At 33.4% G+C, this 22,854-nt stretch carries 27 protein-coding genes and 1 riboswitch; of the genes, 23 read left to right on the forward strand and 4 right to left on the reverse strand.

Annotated features, from left to right (window positions below):
* The first annotated feature begins 22 nt into the window (after positions 1-22).
* The 11 genes from atpB to fabZ all read left to right on the forward strand — a co-directional run bounded on the left by atpB (position 23) and on the right by fabZ (position 8,777).
* A complete protein-coding gene (gene atpB / locus BK821_RS11835; protein WP_071331706.1) occupies positions 23-745 on the forward strand; it encodes a F0F1 ATP synthase subunit A in 723 nt (240 codons plus the stop codon).
* A 41-nt stretch (positions 746-786) separates the two neighbouring features.
* A complete protein-coding gene (atpE, locus tag BK821_RS11840) occupies positions 787-999 on the forward strand; it encodes a F0F1 ATP synthase subunit C (protein WP_002510315.1) in 213 nt (70 codons plus the stop codon).
* 98 nt (positions 1,000-1,097) lie between these two features.
* Complete coding sequence (locus BK821_RS11845; RefSeq protein WP_071331707.1) at positions 1,098-1,625, forward strand: F0F1 ATP synthase subunit B; 528 nt, start codon at positions 1,098-1,100, stop codon at positions 1,623-1,625.
* The gene (locus BK821_RS11850; protein ID WP_046837802.1) at positions 1,625-2,164 is read left to right on the forward strand and encodes a F0F1 ATP synthase subunit delta; all 540 of its coding nucleotides are present in this window, start codon (positions 1,625-1,627) and stop codon (positions 2,162-2,164) included. Before BK821_RS11845 ends, BK821_RS11850 begins: the two co-directional genes overlap by 1 nt.
* 21 nt (positions 2,165-2,185) lie before the next feature.
* Positions 2,186-3,697, forward strand: coding sequence for a F0F1 ATP synthase subunit alpha (atpA, locus tag BK821_RS11855; RefSeq protein WP_046837801.1), 1,512 nt, complete (start codon positions 2,186-2,188; stop codon positions 3,695-3,697).
* A gap of 30 nt (positions 3,698-3,727) precedes the next feature.
* A complete protein-coding gene (gene atpG / locus BK821_RS11860; RefSeq protein ID WP_046837800.1) occupies positions 3,728-4,594 on the forward strand; it encodes an ATP synthase F1 subunit gamma in 867 nt (288 codons plus the stop codon).
* Positions 4,595-4,615: 21 nt separating this feature from the next.
* Positions 4,616-6,028 (forward strand): F0F1 ATP synthase subunit beta, encoded by a 1,413-nt coding sequence (gene atpD, locus BK821_RS11865; RefSeq protein ID WP_046837799.1) that lies wholly within the window; start codon positions 4,616-4,618, stop codon positions 6,026-6,028.
* A 19-nt stretch (positions 6,029-6,047) separates the two neighbouring features.
* Positions 6,048-6,452, forward strand: coding sequence for a F0F1 ATP synthase subunit epsilon (locus BK821_RS11870; RefSeq protein ID WP_046837798.1), 405 nt, complete (start codon positions 6,048-6,050; stop codon positions 6,450-6,452).
* A 229-nt stretch (positions 6,453-6,681) separates the two neighbouring features.
* Complete coding sequence (locus BK821_RS11875) at positions 6,682-6,915, forward strand: DUF1146 family protein (protein ID WP_046837797.1); 234 nt, start codon at positions 6,682-6,684, stop codon at positions 6,913-6,915.
* Between the two features lie 101 nt (positions 6,916-7,016).
* Complete coding sequence (gene murA, locus BK821_RS11880; protein ID WP_046837796.1) at positions 7,017-8,282, forward strand: UDP-N-acetylglucosamine 1-carboxyvinyltransferase; 1,266 nt, start codon at positions 7,017-7,019, stop codon at positions 8,280-8,282.
* Positions 8,283-8,339: 57 nt separating this feature from the next.
* On the forward strand, positions 8,340-8,777 hold the full coding sequence (fabZ, locus tag BK821_RS11885) for a 3-hydroxyacyl-ACP dehydratase FabZ (RefSeq protein WP_046837795.1): 438 nt from the start codon (positions 8,340-8,342) through the stop codon (positions 8,775-8,777).
* A gap of 58 nt (positions 8,778-8,835) precedes the next feature.
* Here fabZ and BK821_RS11890 read toward each other — a convergent pair whose 3' ends face one another.
* Positions 8,836-9,279 (reverse strand): YwpF-like family protein, encoded by a 444-nt coding sequence (locus BK821_RS11890; RefSeq protein ID WP_046837794.1) that lies wholly within the window; start codon positions 9,277-9,279, stop codon positions 8,836-8,838.
* A 189-nt stretch (positions 9,280-9,468) separates the two neighbouring features.
* Here BK821_RS11890 and BK821_RS11895 point away from each other — a divergent pair, with 189 nt between their 5' ends.
* The 7 genes from BK821_RS11895 to yidC all read left to right on the forward strand — a co-directional run bounded on the left by BK821_RS11895 (position 9,469) and on the right by yidC (position 15,244).
* Positions 9,469-9,888: a single-stranded DNA-binding protein gene (locus tag BK821_RS11895; RefSeq protein ID WP_046837793.1), complete on the forward strand. Its 420-nt coding sequence runs from the start codon at positions 9,469-9,471 to the stop codon at positions 9,886-9,888.
* A 477-nt stretch (positions 9,889-10,365) separates the two neighbouring features.
* Positions 10,366-11,037: a transglycosylase family protein gene (locus tag BK821_RS11900; RefSeq protein WP_046837792.1), complete on the forward strand. Its 672-nt coding sequence runs from the start codon at positions 10,366-10,368 to the stop codon at positions 11,035-11,037.
* 144 nt (positions 11,038-11,181) lie between these two features.
* Positions 11,182-11,280: riboswitch (TPP riboswitch) on the forward strand.
* Positions 11,281-11,360: 80 nt separating this feature from the next.
* On the forward strand, positions 11,361-12,050 hold the full coding sequence (tenA, locus tag BK821_RS11905) for a thiaminase II (RefSeq protein WP_071331708.1): 690 nt from the start codon (positions 11,361-11,363) through the stop codon (positions 12,048-12,050).
* A complete protein-coding gene (gene thiD, locus BK821_RS11910; protein WP_071331709.1) occupies positions 12,043-12,864 on the forward strand; it encodes a bifunctional hydroxymethylpyrimidine kinase/phosphomethylpyrimidine kinase in 822 nt (273 codons plus the stop codon). The genes tenA and thiD overlap by 8 nt, the downstream gene beginning before the upstream one ends.
* Complete coding sequence (thiM, locus tag BK821_RS11915; protein WP_071331710.1) at positions 12,854-13,645, forward strand: hydroxyethylthiazole kinase; 792 nt, start codon at positions 12,854-12,856, stop codon at positions 13,643-13,645. Before thiD ends, thiM begins: the two co-directional genes overlap by 11 nt.
* A 3-nt stretch (positions 13,646-13,648) precedes the next feature.
* The gene (thiE, locus tag BK821_RS11920; RefSeq protein WP_071331711.1) at positions 13,649-14,287 is read left to right on the forward strand and encodes a thiamine phosphate synthase; all 639 of its coding nucleotides are present in this window, start codon (positions 13,649-13,651) and stop codon (positions 14,285-14,287) included.
* 87 nt (positions 14,288-14,374) lie between these two features.
* The gene (yidC, locus tag BK821_RS11925; protein WP_046837787.1) at positions 14,375-15,244 is read left to right on the forward strand and encodes a membrane protein insertase YidC; all 870 of its coding nucleotides are present in this window, start codon (positions 14,375-14,377) and stop codon (positions 15,242-15,244) included.
* A 137-nt stretch (positions 15,245-15,381) separates the two neighbouring features.
* Here yidC and BK821_RS11930 read toward each other — a convergent pair whose 3' ends face one another.
* Positions 15,382-16,029: an HD domain-containing protein gene (locus tag BK821_RS11930; protein ID WP_071331712.1), complete on the reverse strand. Its 648-nt coding sequence runs from the start codon at positions 16,027-16,029 to the stop codon at positions 15,382-15,384.
* Positions 16,030-16,133: 104 nt separating this feature from the next.
* Entirely contained in the window at positions 16,134-17,618 is a 1,485-nt protein-coding gene (gene cls / locus BK821_RS11935; RefSeq protein ID WP_046837785.1) for a cardiolipin synthase, read from the reverse strand.
* 143 nt (positions 17,619-17,761) lie between these two features.
* Here cls and csoR point away from each other — a divergent pair, with 143 nt between their 5' ends.
* The 3 genes from csoR to BK821_RS13385 all read left to right on the forward strand — a co-directional run bounded on the left by csoR (position 17,762) and on the right by BK821_RS13385 (position 18,631).
* A complete protein-coding gene (gene csoR, locus BK821_RS11940; protein WP_046837784.1) occupies positions 17,762-18,055 on the forward strand; it encodes a copper-sensing transcriptional repressor CsoR in 294 nt (97 codons plus the stop codon).
* Between the two features lie 15 nt (positions 18,056-18,070).
* Positions 18,071-18,274 carry a putative copper chaperone CsoZ gene (csoZ, locus tag BK821_RS11945; protein ID WP_046837783.1) on the forward strand — a complete coding sequence of 68 codons (204 nt, stop codon included), beginning with the start codon at positions 18,071-18,073 and terminating at the stop codon, positions 18,272-18,274.
* A 216-nt stretch (positions 18,275-18,490) separates the two neighbouring features.
* Positions 18,491-18,631, forward strand: a complete 141-nt coding sequence (locus tag BK821_RS13385; protein ID WP_101118351.1) for an Lmo0850 family protein — start codon at positions 18,491-18,493, stop codon at positions 18,629-18,631.
* Between the two features lie 137 nt (positions 18,632-18,768).
* Here the strand turns inward: BK821_RS13385 and BK821_RS11950 are convergent, their stop codons facing one another.
* Positions 18,769-19,977, reverse strand: coding sequence for an FtsW/RodA/SpoVE family cell cycle protein (locus tag BK821_RS11950; protein WP_046837782.1), 1,209 nt, complete (start codon positions 19,975-19,977; stop codon positions 18,769-18,771).
* Between the two features lie 270 nt (positions 19,978-20,247).
* Between BK821_RS11950 and BK821_RS11955 the strand changes: the two genes are divergently transcribed.
* Positions 20,248-21,318, forward strand: a complete 1,071-nt coding sequence (locus tag BK821_RS11955; protein WP_046837781.1) for a D-alanine--D-alanine ligase — start codon at positions 20,248-20,250, stop codon at positions 21,316-21,318.
* Between the two features lie 12 nt (positions 21,319-21,330).
* On the forward strand, positions 21,331-22,689 hold the full coding sequence (locus tag BK821_RS11960) for a UDP-N-acetylmuramoyl-tripeptide--D-alanyl-D-alanine ligase (RefSeq protein WP_046837780.1): 1,359 nt from the start codon (positions 21,331-21,333) through the stop codon (positions 22,687-22,689).
* The last annotated feature ends 165 nt before the right edge of the window (positions 22,690-22,854 follow it).

Consider the following 22,854-nt stretch of genomic DNA (forward strand, 5'->3'; position numbering starts at 1 on the left):
AAAATGAAAGAGGTGAGAAAGAATGCAACATGAACACCCTCTAGTCGGTTGGAATGTGTTTGGTATAGACATCGTGTTTAATCTATCGTCTATTATGATGTTGATTATTTCAGCGGTTATTGTTTTTATCATAGCTATTATATGCACACGAAACCTCAAGAAACGTCCAACTGGTAAACAGAACTTTATAGAATGGGTATTTGACTTTGTTAGAGGCATTATAGAAAGTAATTTGGCATGGTCAAAAGGTGGGCAATTCCACTTCCTTGCAGTGACATTGATACTGTTTCTATTTGTTAGTAATATGATTGGTTTACCGTTCTCTATTGTTTCAGGACATACCTTGTGGTGGAAATCACCAACTGCTGATGCAACAGTAACGCTAACATTGTCTACATTAGTAATATTGTTAACACATTTTTATGGACTTAAGATGAAAAGCACCAAGAAATACTTTGGAAATTATACAAAACCTATATTCCTTATGCCGATTAACGTGTTTGAAGAGTTTACTTCAACCCTAACGTTAGGGTTACGTTTATACGGTAACATTTTTGCAGGTGAGTTATTACTAGGCTTATTAGCTGGATTAATATTTAACTTCCCAGCATGGGGTTGGATTATAGGGTTACCAGGTTTAGTTATTTGGCAAGCATTCTCAATATTTATTGGCGCAATACAGGCTTATATATTCATAATGTTATCAATGGTGTATATGTCCCATAAAGTTCAGGACAGCCATTAAAAATAAAAAAATTAAAAGAGAAAATTAGGAGGATTTAATAAATGAATTTAATCGCAGCAGCAATCGCAATCGGTTTATCAGCACTAGGAGCAGGTATTGGTAATGGTCTTATCGTTTCAAGAACAGTAGAAGGTGTCGCTCGTCAACCAGAAGCACGTGGACAGTTAATGTCAATTATGTTTATCGGTATTGGTTTAGTTGAAGCATTACCTATCCTTGGTCTTGTAATTTCATTCATCGTAATGTTCATGTAATTACATTTTTCGTAAAAGGCGAAGCCATTATGTGCTTTCGCCATTCGTTTTTATCTATAGAATTACGATTATAATGAATGAAAGGAGTGTCTATGTAAGTGACTGCTACGACAAATATGTTCGTACTTGGTGCAGCTGAAGCTTCAGGTGTTCAGTGGGGGACAGTGCTTGTTACATTAGTAACATTTCTAGTCCTGCTGGCTTTATTGAAAAAATTCGCATGGGGTCCATTAAAAGAAGTAATGGATAAACGTGAACGCGATATTAATAAAGATATTGATGATGCCGAACAAGCTAAGCTAAATGCACAAAAGTTAGAAGAACAAAACAAACAAACACTAAAAGAAACACAAGATGAGGTTCAAAAGATTTTAGAAGACTCTAAAATTCAAGCACGCAAACAACATGAAGAAATTATTCATGAAGCAAATATTAGAGCAAATGGCATGGTTGAAACTGCACAAAATGAAATCAACAGCCAAAAAGAACGCGCTATTGCTGATATTAACAATCAAGTTTCTGAGCTTTCTGTATTAATAGCTTCTAAAGTATTACAAAAAGAAATTTCAGAAAAAGACCAAAAAGAATTAGTTGAAAAGTACATTAAAGAGGCAGGCGATAAATAATGGCTAACATAGCAAAAAAATATGCCAAGGCGTTATTTGACACTGCTATAGATAATAATAATCTTGATTTAATGTACGAAGAACTTTCAACAATCAATGAAGCAGTTCAAACAGAGACAAAAAAATTAAAAGCGTTTGATGAAGATCCTCATAAAGATGTTCAGCAACGTCGTCGTTTTGTAACTGTTGTTTTTGGCCATGCCAATCAATACTTACAAAACATGTTAACGATACTTGCTAATAATCGTCATCTCTCACATATTCATGATATATATATCGCTTTTGTAGCTATGTATAATCAACATCATAATCAAGATGAGGCAGTAGTTGAATCCGTGTATGAATTATCTGAAGAAGATTTATCACGCATGGAATCACTAATTAAATCACGTACAAATCTTACTAAAGTTATGATTACAAATAAAATTAATCCAGAGCTTATTGGTGGCGTTCGAATTAAAGTCGGCACAAAAGTTATGGATGCAAGTATTCAAAAAGATCTTGCTCAATTAGAAAAGCAATTTATTAGAGTGAAATAAAAAATTGAAGGAGTGACATAGATGGCCATTAAAGCTGAAGAAATCAGTGCATTACTTCGCTCACAAATAGAAAATTATGAGTCAGAAACTACTGTTACTGATGTAGGCACAGTTCTACAAATTGGTGATGGTATAGCTTTAATCCACGGATTAAATGATGTTATGGCTGGAGAGCTCGTAGAATTTAAAAGCGGCGTTCTAGGTTTAGCACAAAATTTAGAAGAATCGAATGTTGGTGTTGTTATTTTAGGACCTTACACTGATATTAAAGAAGGGGACGAAGTAAAACGTACTGGACGTATTATGGAAGTTCCTGTCGGTGACGAGTTAATTGGAAGAGTTGTGAATCCATTAGGTCAACCAATTGATGGTCAAGGACCAGTTAATACTACTAAGTCACGCCCAGTTGAGAAAAAAGCAACTGGTGTAATGGACCGTAAATCAGTAGACGAACCATTACAAACAGGTATTAAAGCGATTGATGCACTTGTACCTATTGGACGTGGACAACGTGAATTGATCATCGGTGATCGTCAAACAGGTAAAACGACTGTCGCTATCGATACAATCTTAAATCAAAAAGATCAAGGTACAATTTGTATCTATGTTGCAATCGGACAAAAAGATTCAACTGTACGTGCAAACGTCGAAAAATTACGCCAAGAAGGCGCACTTGATTATACAATTATAGTTTCAGCATCAGCTGCAGACCCAGCACCTATGTTATATATTGCACCTTATGCTGGTGTTACTATGGGTGAAGAATTTATGTTTAATGGTAAGCATGTGTTAGTTGTTTATGATGACTTAACAAAACAAGCATCAGCTTATCGTGAACTATCACTATTATTACGTAGACCTCCAGGCCGTGAAGCTTATCCTGGTGATGTATTCTACATACATAGTAGATTATTAGAAAGAGCTGCAAAACTCAATGACGAGCTTGGTGGCGGTTCAATTACTGCATTACCAATTATTGAAACACAGGCAGGAGATATTTCGTCATATGTCCCTACAAACGTAATTTCTATTACTGATGGACAAATCTTCTTACAATCAGACTTGTTCTTCTCTGGTGTTAGACCAGCAATCAATGCTGGACAATCAGTATCACGTGTAGGTGGTTCTGCACAAATTAAAGCAATGAAAAAAGTTGCGGGTACGTTACGTTTAGACTTAGCGTCTTACCGTGAGTTAGAATCATTTGCTCAATTTGGTTCTGATTTAGATGAATTTACAGCTCAAAAATTAGAACGTGGTAAACGTACGGTTGAAGTGTTAAAACAAGATCAAAACAAACCACTACCTGTAGAAAACCAAGTATTAATTATCTATGCTTTAACTAAAGGTTATTTAGATGATATTCCTGTTGTAGATATTACTCGTTTTGAAGATGAATTAAATCAATGGGCTAAATCTAATGCTTCAGAGTTATTAGAAGAAATTAAAACTTCAGGTGGATTACCGAATGACGATGCATTTGAAAAAGCTATTACTGAATTCAAAAAAAGTTTTAGTAGAACAGAAGCATAATCGTTAAAGTAAATAAAAGGTGGTGAGATAATGGCATCTCTAAAAGAGATTGATACACGTATAAAATCAACCCAAAAAATGAAACAAATCACGAAAGCAATGAACATGGTATCTAGTTCCAAATTGCGTCGTGCTGAAAAAAATACTAAGCAATTTAGACCTTATATGGAAAAAATGCAAGATGCAATAACTGCTGTTGCTGGTGCAGATAAAAATTCACACCACCCAATGTTAAAACAACGTGAAGTGAAGAAGAGTGGCTATCTGGTTATTACTAGTGATAAGGGATTAGCAGGAGCGTATAATGCAAATGTATTAAAACACCTAATAAAAGATATAGAAAGTAAGCATGCAAGTAAAGATGAATACACTATCTTAGTATTAGGACAAACAGGTGTTGATTTCCTTAAAAACAAAGGTTATGAAATTCGTGAATCATTAACAGAAGTTCCTGATCAACCTTCATTTAAAGAAGTACAAGCAATTGCTAAAAAAGCAATTGATTTATACAGTGATGAAGATGTAGATGAAGTAAAAATCTATTTCAGTCATTTCGTAAGTGTATTAGAACATAAGCCGTCAATGAAAACTGTACTTCCATTATCTCCAGAAGATTCAAGTTTAGGACATGGCCAAATGTCTTCTTATGAATTTGAACCAGATAAGGAATCGATATTAAGCGTTATTCTACCGCAATATGTAGAAAGCTTAATATACGGTACAATTCTAGATGCAAAAGCGAGTGAACATGCAACACGAATGACTGCAATGAAAAATGCATCTGACAATGCGACAGAACTTATTGATGATTTATCATTAGAATATAATAGAGCTAGACAAGCAGCAATCACACAACAAATCACAGAAATTGTTGGCGGTTCGGCTGCACTTGAATAACTATTAAAGGAGGAAAACAGCATGGGATTAGGCCGTGTAACACAAGTTATGGGTCCAGTAATTGATGTTCGTTTTGAACACAATGAAGTTCCAGAAATTAACAATGCCTTAGTACTTAATGTTGAAAAAGATAATGAAACTATTGCTTTAACATTAGAAGTAGCGTTACAACTTGGTGATGACGTAGTCCGTACGATAGCTATGGATTCGACTGATGGTGTAAAACGTGGTACGGAAGTAAGAGACAGTGGTCAAAGTATTAGTGTTCCAGTTGGAGATGCTACTTTAGGTAGAGTGTTCAACGTATTAGGCGAAACGATTGATTTAGATGAAAAAATTGATGATTCAGCTCGCCGTGATCCAATTCACAGAGAAGCGCCTGCATTTGATCAATTATCTACAAAAGTTGAAATTTTAGAAACAGGAATTAAAGTTGTTGATTTACTCGCACCTTATATTAAAGGTGGTAAAATCGGATTATTCGGTGGTGCCGGTGTTGGTAAAACAGTTTTAATCCAAGAATTAATTAATAACATTGCTCAAGAGCATGGTGGTATATCAGTATTTGCTGGTGTAGGTGAACGTACACGTGAGGGTAACGACTTGTACTTTGAAATGAGTGAAAGTGGTGTTATTAAGAAAACAGCAATGGTATTTGGTCAAATGAATGAGCCACCTGGTGCACGTATGCGTGTAGCTTTATCTGGCTTAACTATGGCAGAATACTTCCGTGATGAAGAAGGAAAAGATGTTTTACTATTTATTGATAATATCTTCAGATTCACGCAAGCTGGTTCTGAAGTATCAGCATTGTTAGGTCGTATGCCTTCTGCGGTTGGTTATCAACCAACATTAGCAACGGAAATGGGTCAATTACAAGAACGTATTACATCAACAAACAAAGGATCGGTAACTTCTATTCAAGCAGTTTTCGTACCTGCGGATGACTATACAGACCCAGCACCAGCGACGGCATTTGCGCATTTAGATGCTACAACAAACTTAGAGCGTAAATTGACAGAAATGGGTATTTATCCAGCTGTTGATCCATTAGCATCAACATCAAGAGCGCTTGAACCAACTATTGTTGGACAAGAGCACTATGAAATTGCACGTAACGTACAATCTACATTACAGAAGTATAGAGAATTACAAGATATCATCGCTATATTAGGTATGGATGAATTATCTGAAGAAGACAAGCAAACTGTTGAACGTGCGCGTCGTATTCAGTTCTTCTTATCTCAAAACTTCCACGTAGCTGAACAATTTACTGGTCAAAAAGGTTCATATGTACCAGTTAAGAAAACTGTAGAAGACTTCAAAGCAATCTTAGAAGGTAAATACGATCATATCCCTGAAGATGCATTCAGACTTGTTGGTGGTATGGATGACGTAATTGCAAAAGCTAAAGATATGGGTGTTGAAGTTTAAAAATTAGGAGGTATGGATAATGAACACATTAAGCCTAAATATTGTCACTCCTAATGGTTCTGTTTACGACCGAGATGATGTTAATCTTGCAGTATTACAAACTACTGCTGGAGACATTGGTGTCATGTATGGACATATTCCTACAGTTGCAGCGCTTGAAATTGGCTATGCCAAAATTAATTTTGACGGCGGTTCAGAATATATTGCAGTGAGTGAAGGTTTTGTTGAGGTTAGACAAGATAAGTTATCCATTATTGTACAAACTGCAGAACCTGCTGAAGAAATAGATGTGGCTAGAGCAGAATTAGCTAAATCTAGAGCAGAATCTCATTTGAATAATGATGAAGATGATAGTGACATTAATAGAGCCAAACGTGCATTAGAACGTGCAAATAACCGTATTCGTGTTGCTAACTTACAATAAGACTTAAAAAATTGAAGTTCCTTAAAATAGGAGCTTCAATTTTTTTATGTCTCCTCTTAATAATTTGAAATATTATTTTTTAGTAATTGATGAATAAAGCACAGGATAATGGGAAAAATATCTTATAATAAAGTATAATAGAGCATGCCATATAATTTGGGGCTTCAGTATCTTTTGGGTCATATTTCATGTAAAATAAATAATTAGTGAATAGCGAGGTGCAGGACTTATGGAATATATGGGACAATTTTCAATTGTTCATCTCATATTGCATGTTATTTGTATTTGTCTTGCTTATTGGGCACTTAATGCTGTGAGATTAGATCAATTTTTTAAAAAGGGATATCCTCTGCAAGTACAAATATGTATGATATTTGTAGCGATTTTATTAGGAACAGCTGTTAGCAACTTTATTGTTGATTTATTACAATTTTCAACTCAAATAAAATATTTGGCGCAATAATTCAATTACTGTATCTTTTTTGAGAATATAGATATAATGATTTGGAAGTAACAAGAAATTAAAAAACGTAATTTTAAAAGTAGTTAAGTGGAGGATTTAAGATGGATAAGATAGAAATTAATGGTGGAAATAGATTAACAGGCGAAGTTAAGGTGTCAGGCGCAAAAAATGCTGTTTTACCCGTACTAACTGCTTCACTTTTAGCATCTGAAGGTGTGAGTAAACTTAAGAATGTACCGGCACTAAGTGATGTCGAAACAATAAACAATGTGATATCGACGTTAAACGCTGATGTTTCTTATGATAAAGAAGCAGAATTAGTAACTGTTGATGCTACAAAACAATTAAATGAAGAAGCACCATATGAATACGTGAGTAAAATGAGAGCAAGTATTTTAGTTATGGGACCACTTCTAGCCCGTCTTGGCCATGCAAAAGTAGCACTTCCAGGTGGCTGTGCTATTGGTTCAAGACCTATCGAACAACATATTAAAGGGTTTGAAGAGCTAGGGGCAGACATCCATATGGATGGAGGATTTATTTATGCTAGCACCAAAGATGGTTTGAAAGGAACAACAATTCATTTAGATTTTCCAAGTGTAGGAGCTACGCAAAATATTATAATGGCTGCTTCTTTAGCTGAAGGTAAAACAGTCTTAGAAAATGTAGCACGTGAACCTGAAATTGTTGATTTAGCGAATTATATTAATGAAATGGGTGGTAATGTAGTAGGTGCAGGTACTGATACTATTACAATTCATGGTGTTGAAAAGTTACACGGTGTTGAACATTCAATCATTCCTGACAGAATTGAAGCAGGTACATTACTTATCGCTGGTGCTATCACACGTGGAGATATCGTGGTTCATGGTGCCATTAAAGAGCATATGACAAGCCTAGTGTATAAACTAGAAGAGATGGGTGTTAATTTAGAATATCAAGGTGACTCGATTCGAGTTAGTGTAGATGGTCCACTAAAACCAGTGGATATTAAAACATTGCCACATCCTGGTTTTCCAACAGATATGCAGTCTCAAATGATGGCATTATTATTAACTGCAGATGGTCACAAAGTTGTAACTGAAACGGTATTTGAAAATAGATTCATGCATGTTGCTGAATTCCAACGTATGAATGCTCAAATAACAGTAGAAGGCAGAAGCGCTAAGATAGAAGGAAAAAGTGAACTTCAAGGTGCTCAAGTCAAAGCAACAGATTTACGTGCAGCTGCGGCATTAATATTAGCTGGTCTAGTAGCTGATGGAACGACTCAAGTAACTGAACTCATACATTTAGACAGAGGATATGTGGACTTACATGGCAAATTAAAAGCTTTAGGTGCAGATATTAAACGTACTCAAGACTAATACTGTGTTAGTATTTAAATATTAATCATCAGAGAATAAAGAGTTGGAGGAAGCAAAATGGAAACAATTTTTGACTATAACCAAATTAAAGAAATCATACCACATAGACAGCCATTTCTATTAATAGATAGAGTTGTTGAATATGAAGAAGGTAAACGTTGTGTAGCAATTAAACAGGTATCTGGTAATGAACCGTTTTTCCAAGGCCACTTCCCTGAATATGCAGTAATGCCTGGTGTTCTTATTACTGAAGCTTTGGCACAAACTGGTGCAGTAGCTATGTTAAATGATGACGCCAATAAAGGAAAACTTGCATTGTTTGCAGGCATCGATAAATGTAGATTCAAGAGACAGGTAACACCTGGAGATACATTGGTATTAGAAGTTGAGATTACTAAGATGAGAGGGCCTATCGGTAAAGGTAATGCGAAAGCTACTGTAGATGGTCAACTTGCTTGTAGCTGTGAGCTAACGTTTGCGTTGCAAGATAAATAATAAATAAAAAAGCCTTAAAGATTTGATAGCATTAACAAATCTTTAAGGCTTTTTTATGTTAATTTCTTTCAATTCTTTCATCTTTGAGCCTTGGTTTAGATTGCATCATTCGATTAAATGATTTTTTTAAGTCTTCTCCAGTTAGGCCTTCGTCTATCAATTGTTCTAATAAACTTTCAGCATATACTTGTCTAAGTGTATAAATATGACATTCAAAAACTACAGAAATTGAATGTTCAAGGCGACTAATATTTTTTATTGTAGCATCAAAGAGCGCTGGATCATTCGCTGGACGTGTAATAACTACACGTATATCAAGTAAAGTCTCATCTTCCATGTGTTGCTTCATTGTTTCATAATGGAAGTCTGAAATGACGATTTCAAGTAACCAACCAGTGCCACTATTTTCCTTGTTTATAATGACCCCATCATCTAATTCGTATTCAGTCACTCCACCACTTTCTGATACGATTTGAAAGCGAACGGCTTTAAATGTTTTCATCGTCTTCACATCCAATTAGTAAATTTAAATTCTACAATTACTTTATTTATATAATCATTATAACGTAGTTTTAAAACAGAAAGGAAATAATTGTAGAAAACTGTGAGATTTTGCTTTTGAAAAAGTTGAAAGTGTATTTTGACTCTAAAATCGAAATTAAATATGATTAGAACAGGAAGGAGGTGACACATGATAAATAATATCGTCATTGTAGGACGACTTACTAAAGCTCCAAAAATATTTGAAAAGGAGGGCGGTAAATTAGCTACATTTTGTGTAGCAGTAACTAGAAACTATAAGGATAAGCATCAAAATACGATTTGTGACTATTTATATTGTAAAGCATTTGGGAAGATAGCCAGTAATATTGAAAAATATATCAACCAAGGTTCACTGGTAGGTATTACAGGACAAATGCAATCACGTAAATTTACAAAAGAAGGACAGACACACTTTGTATCAGAAATTTATATTGAAACCATCAAATTTATGTCTCCACAATCAACAGTTGAAACAGAAAAGGTATTTGAGCCATTCCAACTAGAACCCAACCATGAGTCATTAGATGAAATAACTGTACAACAAAATGATATATATGAAACTGTATAATACTCCCACATCATAACTATCCCAAATATAATCCATCCAAATTAATATACATCAAATCCTACTATCAATTATACTTCTTTCTGGCTATCTCTCTTAAAATCCAAATAAGAGAGATAGCTACTTTATTGAATGCAATACTCTGCTGATAACTTTATTTATGATGATTGAGGAAAAGTGAAAATATAGTTGAAAAATAATGATAAGCATACTGAAAAACTAAGATTATTAGACTGAATAATCTGATAAATTACAAAGCTATTACACGACAGGGTAGGCTAATTTAGTATTTAAATAGCATTATGATGAAGTTTAAATTATAAGTTTGGTAGAATAATACATATTTAGCATGTAATTTGCATGTAAAAAAATCCTTGTTTTTTTTATTTCTCTGTAACCTACTACATATTTTTAGATGTTATAGTTGTAACTAGCAAATTAATCATAAAACTAATTACCTTATAGGAGGACTTTTTGGAAATGAAAAAAACAATTATTGCATCAACAGTAGCAGTAGGTCTAGGAGTTACAGGAGCAGCATCAGCAGGAAATACAGCAGATGCTTCAGAACAAGGTATCGATAAAGCGCAGTTAGCACAACTAGCGCAATCAAATTCAAGCCAATTAAATGAATCTCCTGTTCAAGAAGGTTCATATAACTATAATTTTAATTTAAATGGTGTTGACTATCACTTTGAATCAGACGGCCAAAACTTTAGCTGGAGCTATGGTGAAAATGTTAATGGTTCAGTAGAACAATCTACAGATAACAGTGAACAAGCTCAACAAACAGAACAACCAAAACAAGAATCTGCACCAAAACAAGAAGCGGCACCACAAACAGCAGAAACACAACAACCACAACAAGAAGCGACTACAACTCAATCAAGTCAAGCTTCAGAAGGTTCATCAGTAAATGTTAACGCGCATTTACAACAAATCGCTCAACGTGAATCAGGCGGCGATCTTAAAGCTGTAAACCCTTCATCAGGTGCAGCAGGTAAATACCAATTCTTACAAAGTACATGGGATTCAGTAGCACCTGCAGAATATAAAGGTGTATCACCAACTGAAGCACCAGAATCAGTACAAGACCAAGCAGCAGTAGATTTATATAACTCAGCTGGTGCATCACAATGGGTTACTGCATAATTTCAAGTAGTACCTTTGGATTACTATTTTAATATTAAAGTAAGCATCTCTATTATAACGATAGGGATGCTTTTTTGTATGAAGCGCATTCTTTTGCATTATTTAATACATTTTGTTATGTTTAAATAAATATAAAATTTATAAAATTACTACTAGGGGAGCCTTTGTGCTGAGATGAATTTATTCAGACCCTTACAACCTGATTTGGTTAATACCAACGTAGGAAAGTAGTTTAATTCATAGTTTAATTCATTAATTTTCCTATCAATTAACTACATACCTAGTTGGGTTTGTAGTTTTTTTTATTATATGGAGGACTAAGAGTGTTATTTTCAAGTGAGTTAAAACAAGCTTCACAACCAATCATAGAAGATATTTATCAAGATCCGTTCATCCAAGGTATGCTAAAAGGTGATTTACCTAAAGATGTAATTAAGTATTACCTGAGGGCAGATGCCTCATACTTAAAAGAATTTGCAAATATTTATGCGTTGCTTATACCAAAAATGCAGGAATTAGAAGATATCCAATTTTTAGTGGAACAAATTCAGTTTATTGTAGATGGGGAAGTAGAGGCACATGAAATATTAGCTGATTTTGTTAACGAGCCTTATAATGAAATTATAAAAGAGAAAGTATGGCCGCCAAGTGGTGATCATTATATAAAACATATGTATTTTAATGCTTATGCAAAAGAAAACGCGGCATATACAATTGCAGCAATGGCACCTTGTCCGTATGTCTATCAGGTCATTGCTAAACAAGCTTTGCAAGATGAATTGCTTAATAACGATGCACTATTGAAAGAATGGTTTGTCTTTTACAGTACAGAAATGGATGAGCTTGTGCATGTTTTTGATAATTTAATGGATAAATTAACTCAAAATTGTACTAATCAAGAAAAAAACGATATCAAAGACTGTTTTTTACAGAGTACAGTACATGAACGTAATTTCTTTAATATGTCAGTTAATGAAGAATTTTGGTCTTACGGAGGAGATAATAATGAATAAACCTAAAATTGCATTAACCATAGCTGGAACAGATCCAACTGGAGGGGCTGGCGTAATGGCAGACTTAAAGTCATTTCATGCTTGTGGTGTATACGGTATGGCAGCGGTTACAAGCATTGTGGCTCAAAATACCAAAGGTGTGCAACACATTCACAATCTTGAAACAAGCTGGCTATCTGAACAACTTGAAAGCGTATATGATGATGAATTACCTCAAGCTCTAAAAACAGGTATGATTGCATCTAAAGAAATGATGGAATTAATTCAATCATATTTAAAAAAATATCCTGAAATTCCATATGTGATAGATCCAGTGATGTTAGCTAAAAGTGGTGATGCTTTAATGGATGATGATGCCAAATCAGATTTACAAAATATTTTATTACCTTATGCAAAAGTTGCTACACCAAACTTACCAGAGGCTGAAGAAATTACAGGATTAAAGATAACGGATGAAGCTTCAATTTATAAGGCTGGTAATATATTTATTAACGATATTGGTAGTAAAGGTGTGGTCATTAAAGGTGGTCATTCAGAAAACCTTGATACAGCAAAAGACTATTTATTTACCAAAGAAGATGTATTCACGTTTGAGTCACCGCGTTATGAAACACAACATACGCATGGTACTGGTTGCACATTTTCAGCAGTGATTACTGCTGAGTTAGCTAAAGGAAAATCGATTTATGATGCTGTAAACAAAGCTAAACAATTTATCGCATTAAGTATTAAATATACTCCTGAAATTGGTCAAGGAAAAGGGCCAGTAAATCATTTTGCGTATATGAAAGAGGTCGGTTTAGATGACGAATAATATAGAAATACTAAGAGCTAATCAACCGTTAGTTATTTGCTATACTAATGATGTAGTTAAAAATTTTACTGCTAATGGTTTATTAAGTTTAGGAGCGAGTCCTGCAATGAGTGAAGCACCAGAAGAGGCTACCGATATGTTAAATGCAGCGCATGCATTATTAATAAATATCGGTACACTCACAAAAGCAAAAGAAGAAGACATTATGACTATTGCAAAGACTGCGAATAAAGTGGGTACTCCTGTGGTATTCGACCCAGTTGCAGTAGGCGCTTCACAATATCGTAAAGCATTTTGTCATCGTTTTTTACAAGAAGTAGATATTGCGGTAATTAAAGGTAATGCATCTGAAATTTTAACCTTAGTACACAATGATACAACTATGAAAGGCACAGATGGCGATGTGACATTAAATCCTGTTGAAATTGCGAAACTTGCACATGAGTATTTAAAAACAACCATAGTCGTTACAGGAAAAGAAGATGTCATTATACAAGATAACAAAATTATAAAAAGTGCAAATGGTTCTCCGATGCTTACTAAAGTCACAGGTGCTGGCTGTCTATTAGGCGGAGTAATAGCTAGTTTTTTACCATCTCAAAAAGATCAAGCAAGAGAAGCGATAGTAGAAGCAGTAACTCTATATAATATCGCTGCTGAACAAGCAGAAGCAGTGGCTCATCATAAAGGTCCTGGCACTTTTATGATTGAATTACTTAATGCGCTTTATCATATTTCATTCGATGATTATTTAACCTATCGTCGTATACAAGAGGTGTAATACATGTTTAACAAAGAGTACTTAAAAGTCTACTTCATTTGTGGTACACAAGATGTACCTGAAAATACTTCTATTAAAGAGATATTGACTAAAGCACTAGAGGCTGGTATTACAATGTTTCAATTTAGAGAAAAAGGTACGACAGCACTAAAAGGACAAGCGAAAGTCAAATTGGCGAGACAGTTATGTGTGCTGTGTCATAGTTATCAAGTTCCATTTATAGTTAATGATGATGTAGCTCTAGCCGAAGAAATTAATGCTGATGGAATACATGTAGGGCAGGATGATCTGGATGTAAGTACATTTGCTAAGCAATTTAAAGACAAAATAATCGGTCTTAGTGTAAGTGATGTTGAAGAATATAATCGGTCTGATTTAACATACGTTGATTACATTGGTGTAGGTCCAATGTATGCCACGGCATCTAAAGGAGATGCAAACGCGCCAGTAGGGCCAGAAATGATACCTCAATTAAGAAATTATATAGATAACTTTCCGATTGTTGCGATTGGCGGTATTAGTTTAGAGAATGCAAGCGACGTCTTACGTGCAGGTGCAGATGGTCTTTCTCTAATATCAGCGATTGCTAAAAGTGAACATATCGAACAAACGGTGCAACAATTTTTACAAACTGTCGAATAAAGTATAATATTTTCTTTTTTTGTTTTCTACTTTTCCTTGAGTGTGATAAAATAAATTCTATGTGAATATATCATTAGAGGTGGAAAAATGAAGAAGAAAGCGCTACTACCTTTATTATTAGGTGTAATGGTCTTTTTAGCAGGCTGTGACTATTCAAAACCTGAAAATAAGGATGGATTTTTCTATAATACGTTCGTTGAGCCGATGGACAAAGTTATACATTGGTTGGGGACTAGTTTTAATAATGACTATGGTTTAGCAATTATCGTACTTGTATTGGCAATTCGTTTAGTATTATTGCCATTCATGTTATCTAATTATAAAAATAGTCATATGATGCGTGAAAAAATGAAAGTTGCAAAACCTGATATTGATGCGATTCAAGAGAAGGTTAAGCGTTCGCGTACCCAAGAAGAAAAAATGGCAGCAAACCAAGAAATGATGGAAGTATATAAAAAATATGATATGAACCCAATGAAGAGTATGTTAGGTTGTTTACCAATGCTAATACAAATGCCAATCATTATGGGATTATTCTTTGTATTGAAATATCCTTCTAGCGGTGGTTTTACAGAGCATCCTAATTTCTTATGGTTCAACTTATCCAAACCTGACATTTGGATTACAATTATTGCAGGTATCTTATACTTCTTACAAGCTTATGTTTCAAGTAAGAGTATGCCAAACGAACAGCGTCAAATGGGTTATATGATGATGGTGATTTCACCAATTATGATTGTGTGGATTTCATTAAGTTCAGCATCAGCTTTAGGTTTATATTGGTCAGTGAGTGCGGCTTTCTTAATCGTACAAACACAAGTAGCGAATATGTATTATTCTAAACTTGCTCAAAAAGAAGTTGCGCCAATGATAGAAGCGATGAAGCAAAACACAGCAAACTCAGTAACTAAAGGATCAAATACGCAAGTGGTTTCAAAGAAAAATAAGAAAAAATAACTTATTTTAATTATTGATTGAAATCTATAAAAGCGTTTATGGTAAAAATAGCCATACTCAAAATAAAAGTACCCGTCTATTTTTTAATAGGCGGGTACTTTTTTGTGGTTTAAAATAAAATCTGTGCAACTTCAACGTTAAACATACCATTCTTTAAAGAATTGATTCACAAACCCTTTCATATATTCATGGCGTTGTTGGGCGATACGTTTACCAGTTTCAGTATGCATTAAATCTTTGAGTTTGAATAATTTTTCATAGAAATGCTTAATCGCTGAAGGAGACCAGTCAATATAATCCGTAGTTTCATGGTTAGACGCTGCATCAGATTGTATATCAACCCACATGGGTTCGTTAAAATGACCAGCAAACTGAAATGTACGAGCGATTCCAATGGCACCAATTGCATCAAGTCTATCAGCATCACGCACGATTTGACCTTCTATAGATAATTGTACTGAATTATTTTGTCCATCTTGATAACTCATATTTTCAATAATATGTAGAATGTCTGCTTGCTGATGTGAGGATAGTGCAAGTTGATTTAAAAATTCCAATAATTTTATTTTTGCTTGTTTACCATCAGTAAGTTTCTCATCAATTGTATCGTGTAATAAACAGGCTAATTCAATAATTAATAAATCTCCATCATTTTCCTTATTAGCGATATATTTAGCCATATTTACAACACGTTTGATATGGGCAACATCATGCCCAGTAGAATCACTAGTGTGAAAAGTAATCATGTAAGATTCTGCGGATTTTAATATATCATTTGTATGCATACAATATTGCTCCTTTATATATGTTTAATTGATTTAAAAAGATTTGTAACAAAAAGGTCTAAAGTAGCTTTTATTAAAAGCGTTACTTTAGACCTGTAATACAACTACAGAATAGGTGATAATAATTGCGAAATGCCTTCTTTAAATTTAATCCATAAACTTCGTTTTTCATAAAGTTCTGTGGTTAATCTATAAGATACAGTCAAATCTTTTTCAAAAGCTACTCTAAGTTCTCGTGCGATAAGCGTATCATAAATAAAAGCATTAACTTCGAAGTTAAGTGTGAAACTGCGATGGTCCATATTTGCTGTTCCAACACTAGCTACTTCGTCATCAATAATAAGCATTTTTGAATGTAAAAAACCGTTGTTATAATGGAAAATATTAACGCCTGCTTCTAAGAGGGAAGCTACATTTTTATAGGTAACCCAATAAACAAATGGATGGTCAGGTTTATTAGGTATCATAATATTTACATTCACACCACCTAAAGCAGCAATTTTAACTGCATCTAGAAAAGCTTGATCAGGAATAAAATAAGGAGACTGGATATAAATAGAATGTTTTGCGGAAGCAATCATTTTTAGATATCCATATTTTATCTGTTCCCATGTTTCATCAGGACCACTTGAAGCGATCTGAATACCTACAGTACCATCAGACTCAACATCAGGAAAATAACGCTCGGCATATTTCAGATTATCCCTAGTAGACTGTGAATTCCAGTCCAACATAAAACGTAACTGCAAGGCATTGACTGCATCACCTACAATACGTAAATGTGTATCTCTCCAATACCCAAATTTTTTCTTTAATCCTAGATATTCATCACCAACATTAAAACCACCAACGTAACCAATATGGCCATCAATAATTACGATTTTTCTATGGTTTCTGTTGTTCATTCTAAGATTGATCAATGGAAGTTTTGAAGGGAAGAAAGCTTCTACTTGACCACCTTTTTTGTGGAAGCTTTTAAAATCCTTCAAAGATAATGTACGAGACCCCATATCGTCATACAACATCTTAACTTCTAGGCCTTCTTCAAGTTTTTGCTCAAGTGCTCTTAAAATACGATTTCCTAAACCATCATTTCTAAAAATGTAATATTGAATATGAATATAATCTTGGGCATCGTAAATATCCTTAATTAGAGCATCAAATTTTTCCTTACCGTCTGTAAATATTTTGAGGTTATTGTCTGTAGTTAAAAACGCTGCGTTATTGTATAACAGCATTTGAACCATATCTTTGAATTTAACTATTTGATGGTTACCTTTGGAAAACTCATCATTTTTCAATGCCTCAAGCTGTTCTTTCACAATCATTTCTATGCCAATCTTATCTTTTTCATCTATTGAAAAGATATGAGTACGTTGGATTTGTCTACCAAATAATAGATAAATGATGAAACCAAGTACTGGGATAAAGACTAAAACTAAGACCCATGCCCAAATTGAACCTGCAGATCGTCGTTCCATAAAAATAATGATAAAAGCAAAGATAAGGTTTAATATAAATGCACTAATTAAAAGAACATTTATTATTAAGTTTGTGTGACTATATGAAATTGAAAAAATATCTATCATATTAAACCCCCAAAAATGCAAAGCAATTTATTTAAATTTGTAAAAGTCTCAATTATTGTAACACGTCCATAGCCTTTTATCACTTGACTTATACCTATCAGGGGTATATTATATAGTTCAAATCAATAGGAGGTCCTTAATATATGGAGGAAATACAAAAAGCACACCACTCGGAACAGAATAAAGCTAATTTAAAATCGAGATTGAACCGTATAGAGGGTCAAGTAAGAGCAATTAATAGAATGGTCGATGAAGATGTATATTGTGATGATGTGTTGACACAAATTAGAGCTACACGGTCAGCATTAAATAGTGTGGCAACGAAGTTATTAGATCACCACATGAAAAGTTGTATCATGAATAAAGTCAATCAAGGGCAACAAGAAGAAGCAATGGAAGAATTGTTAGTTACTTTTCAAAAATTAATGAAAGATTAGAGGTATAATAGGAAGATGAAATCTAAAGTCATTCATGTATCGGGTATAAATAACAAGACACAACAAAAGCAGCTTGAAGAACATTTGAAATTGATAGATGGTGTGAAAAAAGTGTCGGTAAATCAAACCAATGAGACCATATCAATTGATTTTGAAACGCCAGCAAGTTTAAATAACCTAGAAAAAGAAGTGTATGATTTAGGCTTTGCCATCCTATAATTCAGTAGCATAATTTTTTAATTACTTTTTACATTTTTAAAAGTTGCATTAGATATGTTTGAGTTGTTTTTATATTTTTTATGGTATTTATACAACGTAAATATGTCGAAAATTTAGACTGGAATTTTAATAAATTAAAAAAATTTGGTTATAATGTAGTAATTTATATATAATTGGGGTAATATGAAGTAGAAGCTGAAAGTTAGGGGTGATGATATGAGTAAGGATAACGATAAGATTCAAAACGTAGTTAATCTATTATCATCATTAGGGGTAAACATAAAGAAAACCAAATCAAGATTAGAAGTTATGCATACTTTACCAACTACTGTGAAAACCGCTAACGAACTGAAATAGTATGTTACTTAATTAAGCGATTGGAGTCAACGACTCTTGTCGTTTTTTTATTGTTTTGTAAATATAAGAATATAAAAACTGCTAAAATCAGGTCTATTGATTTTAGCAGTTTTTATAGTTAAATTAAAAAATGTTTGTTAACTTCTAGTTAATTTAGTATTTTCTAATGCAGGCGCATATTGTTTAGGTTGATGATAAGTAATTGATAATAATATCCCTATACCAAACATGAGACTCCATATTGAACTACCACCATAGCTTATAAATGGTAATGGAATACCTGTAATAGGCAACAATTGTATTGTCATACCTATATTTTGTAAGACATGGAAAAGAATGAGCGCTACATAACCAATAATAAATAACTTGTTAAAGGACATATTTGTTTGTGTCGCAAGCCTTACTAAATGGAAAATAAGGGCTAAATATACCAAAATTAATATTACAGATCCAATAAATCCAAATTCTTCTCCAATGACAGAGAAAATAAAGTCAGTATGATTTTCCGGTATATAAACTTCACCATGATTAAAACCTTTACCAAAAAGTTGACCGGAACCAATAGCTTTAAGAGACTCAGTTAAATGATAGCCGTCTCCACTACTATATGTATAAGGATCAAGCCATGAATTGATTCTACCAAGTTGATAAGTTTTAATACCTAAGCCACTTTCTATTAGAGAAGGTTTGTATATTATTGACAAGATAATACCAGAAGCAAACACGATAATTCCAATAAATAAAGGTGCTAGAATTTTCCAAGAAATACCACTAACAATCATTACTCCTATGATAATAGCGCATATGACTAACGTCGTACCTAGGTCATTTTGTAATAGAATTAATGCCATTGGAAGAATAGAGACACCTATGATTTTAAATAGTAATTTAAAATCAGTCTCAATAGATTTATTGAAAGTAAATTTATTATGTTTTGTAATTAATTTTGCTAACGCCAAAATTAATATGACTTTCATAAACTCTGATGGTTGTACGCTAATAGGGCCTAATTTATACCAACTTTTAGCGCCATTAATAATTGGCGTAAACGGTGTCTCTGGAATGATGATTAATACAAACAGCCCAAGACAAAGGATGAAGTATAGTAAGTATGTATATTTCATCCATTTTTTTGGGGAAACAAGCATGATTAAAAATGCAATGAACCCACCAAAGACATAATACAAAATCTGCCTAATACTGAAATTGGCACTATATTGTCCGCCGCCCATTGCTGAATTGATAATTGTGACACTAATAATTGCAAATAATGCTAGGATAGCTATTAATTTCCAGTCTATCCGACGTATCCAATGGTTTTTTTTCAATTGACGTGAAGTACTCATTTCTTACTCCTTTGAAAAGCTAAATTTCTCTATCTATGTATTATATATAGATTTTACCGAATTTTTTAACATATTGCTAGAAGTAGGGTGCTAAATCGAAAATTTAAAATAGATTATTTTGAATTTATAGAAATAGGTGAGTTACATAAACTTTCAAAACATCTATATAATAGAACGAAAAATAAATGATTATTAAACTACTTTACAAATGCAAAAAATTATTAAATCGTGATATGATGTAGTTTAAGAATTGTATATGGAGGCAAAATTATGGCTAAGGAAAATGTATGTATCGTATACGGAGGAAAGAGTGCGGAACACGATGTTTCAATATTAACAGCACAAAATGTCTTAAATGCCATTGATAAAGATCAGTATCAAGTAGACATTATTTACATCACAAATGATGGTGACTGGAAAAAGAAAGAGAATATCGTGGACACTATAAATAATATAGACACTTTACGTTTAACTGACGTTGCTGCTGGTGAAATCTCTCAATTACTAAGTGTTGGTAGTACAGGAGATAGATATAGCGCAGTATTTCCACTATTACATGGTCCAAATGGTGAAGATGGAACGATACAAGGTTTATTTGAAGTGCTAGATTTACCATATGTAGGTAACGGTGTATTAGCAGCTTCAAGTTCGATGGATAAGCTAGTAATGAAACAATTATTCGAACATAGAGGATTACCGCAATTACCATATGTAAGTTTTTTGAGAAGTGAATACCATAAATATGAAAATAATATTTTAAAATTAGTACATGATAAATTAGAATATCCAGTATTTGTTAAACCTGCAAATTTAGGTTCTAGTGTAGGTATCAGTAAATGTAATAATGAAGAAGAATTAAAATCAGGAATTGAAGAAGCATTTCAGTTTGACCGTAAATTAGTGATTGAACAAGGTATTGATGCAAGAGAAATAGAAGTCGCTGTATTAGGTAATGACTATCCTGAAACGACTTGGCCAGGTGAAGTGATTAAGGAAGTAGCCTTCTATGATTATAAAGCTAAGTACAAAGATGGAAATATTAAATTAGATATTCCAGCTGATTTAGATGAAGAAGTTCAAATGACACTAAGAAATATGGCAGTTGAAGCGTTTAAAGCTACTGACTGTTCTGGTTTATTACGTGCAGACTTTTTTGTTACAGAAGACAATCAAATTTTCATAAATGAAACAAATGCTATGCCAGGATTTACTGCATTTAGTATGTACCCTAGTCTGTGGGAAAATATGGGCGTTTCATATTCTGATTTAATTAAGAAGTTAATTGAGTTAGCAAAAGAAAAACATGAAGATAAAAAACAAAATAAATATATAATTGATTGAGGAGTATAAACCATGATTGAAGTAACTTTAGAGCAAGTCAAAGACTGGATTCCATGTGACATCGATAATGAATATATGGATTATACAATTAAAGGTGTATCTATAGATTCACGCGTTGTTAATGATCAAAATTTATTTATTCCATTTAAAGGAGAGCATGTTGATGGACATCGATACGTTGCTCAAGCATTGAAAGATGGTGCAAGTGCAGCTTTTTATCAAAAAGATGTTGCTTTAGATGAACAAGTTACTGGTCCAATCATATGGGTTGATGACACGCTTGAAGCATTACAACAATTATCTAAAGCGTATTTAGAATTTGTAAATCCTCAAGTGATAGCCGTGACAGGCTCAAATGGGAAAACAACCACTAAAGATATGATTGAAAGTGTGTTGAAACCTCAATTTAAAGTAAAGAAAACACAAGGTAATTATAATAATGAAATTGGATTACCGTTAACTATATTACAATTAGATTTAGACACTGAGATATCTATTTTAGAAATGGGGATGTCTGGTTTTCACGAGATTGAGCTGTTATCAAAATTAGCTGAACCTAATATTGCAGTGATTACCAATATTGGAGAATCACACATGCAAGATTTAGGGTCTAGAGAAGGTATTGCACAAGCTAAAGCTGAAATTACATTAGGTTTAAAGAAAGATGGTTTATTTATTTATGATGGCGATGAACCATTATTAGAACCACATGTTCAAAATTTAAAAGAAGTTGAATTAGTAAGCGTAGGTCAAGCAGCTCATAATACACTCGTTTGTCATTTAGAAGATATTGAAAATGAAGGTATAGCATTTAATGTTAATGGTGAAGAACGATATGAATTGCCAATATTAGGTGAACATAATATGAAGAATGCTACCTATGCTATTGCTATAGGTAAACGATTGAATTTAAATTACGATACGATATTTCATAATTTAGCTCAAGTGACGTTGACTGGTATGAGAATGGAACAGCATATTACTGAGGATCATACGGTAGTAATAAATGATGCATATAATGCGAGTCCTACAAGTATGAAAGCAGCCATAGATACACTTTCTGGTATGAGAGGACGAAAAATCATTGTGCTTGGTGATGTATTAGAATTAGGTACTGATAGCCAAATGATGCATGAAGCTGTAGGAAAGTACTTGAAAGATAAAGATATCAGTACATTATTTACATTTGGCCAAGAAGCGGCTTACATCTATAATAGTGGAAAGGATTATGTCCAACACGCTGAACACTATGAAGATAAAAATGCTTTGATAGCTGCACTACTCACACATCTACAACCTGAAGATAAAGTGCTTATAAAAGGTTCGAGAGGTATGAAGTTAGAGGAAGTTGTAGAAACACTTTTGAAATAAATAGTTTGAATGCTATTTTAATATAGTACAAAGTAAATATTATGAGAATACGTAAAATATAATAATGGAGATTTCAACACAATATATTTCTTGAATAGAGATATATTGTGTTTTATGTTTTAAATGCGTAATAGCGATTAGAGAACAACACATAAAGTGTTAGTG

This window comes from Staphylococcus sp. LCT-H4 (assembly GCF_001866145.1).
Classification (GTDB): Bacteria; Bacillota; Bacilli; order Staphylococcales; family Staphylococcaceae; genus Staphylococcus; species Staphylococcus succinus.

Excerpts from the sequence above, each read along its gene's own strand:
- BK821_RS11955 (WP_046837781.1), top strand. The coding sequence starts at position 20,248 with ATGGCTAAGGAAAATGTATGTATCGTATACGGAGGAAAGAGTGCGGAA.
- BK821_RS11870 (WP_046837798.1), top strand. The coding sequence starts at position 6,048 with ATGAACACATTAAGCCTAAATATTGTCACTCCTAATGGTTCTGTTTAC.
- cls (WP_046837785.1), bottom strand. The coding sequence starts at position 17,618 with ATGATAGATATTTTTTCAATTTCATATAGTCACACAAACTTAATAATA.
- murA (WP_046837796.1), top strand. The coding sequence starts at position 7,017 with ATGGATAAGATAGAAATTAATGGTGGAAATAGATTAACAGGCGAAGTT.
- BK821_RS11850 (WP_046837802.1), top strand. The coding sequence starts at position 1,625 with ATGGCTAACATAGCAAAAAAATATGCCAAGGCGTTATTTGACACTGCT.
- csoR (WP_046837784.1), top strand. The coding sequence starts at position 17,762 with ATGGAGGAAATACAAAAAGCACACCACTCGGAACAGAATAAAGCTAAT.
- thiM (WP_071331710.1), top strand. The coding sequence starts at position 12,854 with ATGACGAATAATATAGAAATACTAAGAGCTAATCAACCGTTAGTTATT.
- atpB (WP_071331706.1), top strand. The coding sequence starts at position 23 with ATGCAACATGAACACCCTCTAGTCGGTTGGAATGTGTTTGGTATAGAC.
- fabZ (WP_046837795.1), top strand. The coding sequence starts at position 8,340 with ATGGAAACAATTTTTGACTATAACCAAATTAAAGAAATCATACCACAT.
- BK821_RS11875 (WP_046837797.1), top strand. The coding sequence starts at position 6,682 with ATGGAATATATGGGACAATTTTCAATTGTTCATCTCATATTGCATGTT.
- BK821_RS11950 (WP_046837782.1), bottom strand. The coding sequence starts at position 19,977 with ATGAGTACTTCACGTCAATTGAAAAAAAACCATTGGATACGTCGGATA.
- atpE (WP_002510315.1), top strand. The coding sequence starts at position 787 with ATGAATTTAATCGCAGCAGCAATCGCAATCGGTTTATCAGCACTAGGA.
- BK821_RS13385 (WP_101118351.1), top strand. The coding sequence starts at position 18,491 with ATGAGTAAGGATAACGATAAGATTCAAAACGTAGTTAATCTATTATCA.
- thiD (WP_071331709.1), top strand. The coding sequence starts at position 12,043 with ATGAATAAACCTAAAATTGCATTAACCATAGCTGGAACAGATCCAACT.
- BK821_RS11900 (WP_046837792.1), top strand. The coding sequence starts at position 10,366 with ATGAAAAAAACAATTATTGCATCAACAGTAGCAGTAGGTCTAGGAGTT.
- BK821_RS11895 (WP_046837793.1), top strand. The coding sequence starts at position 9,469 with ATGATAAATAATATCGTCATTGTAGGACGACTTACTAAAGCTCCAAAA.
- atpG (WP_046837800.1), top strand. The coding sequence starts at position 3,728 with ATGGCATCTCTAAAAGAGATTGATACACGTATAAAATCAACCCAAAAA.
- BK821_RS11930 (WP_071331712.1), bottom strand. The coding sequence starts at position 16,029 with ATGCATACAAATGATATATTAAAATCCGCAGAATCTTACATGATTACT.
- thiE (WP_071331711.1), top strand. The coding sequence starts at position 13,649 with ATGTTTAACAAAGAGTACTTAAAAGTCTACTTCATTTGTGGTACACAA.
- BK821_RS11960 (WP_046837780.1), top strand. The coding sequence starts at position 21,331 with ATGATTGAAGTAACTTTAGAGCAAGTCAAAGACTGGATTCCATGTGAC.
- atpA (WP_046837801.1), top strand. The coding sequence starts at position 2,186 with ATGGCCATTAAAGCTGAAGAAATCAGTGCATTACTTCGCTCACAAATA.
- csoZ (WP_046837783.1), top strand. The coding sequence starts at position 18,071 with ATGAAATCTAAAGTCATTCATGTATCGGGTATAAATAACAAGACACAA.
- atpD (WP_046837799.1), top strand. The coding sequence starts at position 4,616 with ATGGGATTAGGCCGTGTAACACAAGTTATGGGTCCAGTAATTGATGTT.
- yidC (WP_046837787.1), top strand. The coding sequence starts at position 14,375 with ATGAAGAAGAAAGCGCTACTACCTTTATTATTAGGTGTAATGGTCTTT.
- BK821_RS11890 (WP_046837794.1), bottom strand. The coding sequence starts at position 9,279 with ATGAAAACATTTAAAGCCGTTCGCTTTCAAATCGTATCAGAAAGTGGT.